Annotated in this window: 1 protein-coding gene; it reads right to left on the reverse strand. The window is 71.1% G+C overall.

Annotated elements, in window-relative coordinates:
• A partial coding sequence (locus ACQG3P_RS23795) for an MFS transporter (RefSeq protein WP_426806426.1) occupies nucleotides 1-232 on the reverse strand: 232 nt, incomplete at its 3' end.
• Nucleotides 233-235: the final 3 nt, after the last annotated feature.

Consider the following 235-nt stretch of genomic DNA (forward strand, 5'->3'; position numbering starts at 1 on the left):
CCAGCAGCATCCAGCCCTGGGTGAACAGCAGGTAGCGCCGGCGGTCGACGATGTCGGCCAGCGTACCGGCGACCAGGGCCAGCAGCACCACCGGCACCGTGGTGGCCGACTGCACCAGCGCCACCATCAGCGGCGATCCGGTGCGCTCGGCCCTCACCCAGGCGGCGGCAACGTCATTGACCCAGGTGCCGACGTTGCTGGCCAGGATGGCCAGCCACATCGCGCGGAACAGCCG

This window comes from Stenotrophomonas sp. SrG (assembly GCF_050031795.1).
In the GTDB taxonomy this organism is placed as follows: domain Bacteria; phylum Pseudomonadota; class Gammaproteobacteria; order Xanthomonadales; family Xanthomonadaceae; genus Stenotrophomonas; species Stenotrophomonas rhizophila_A.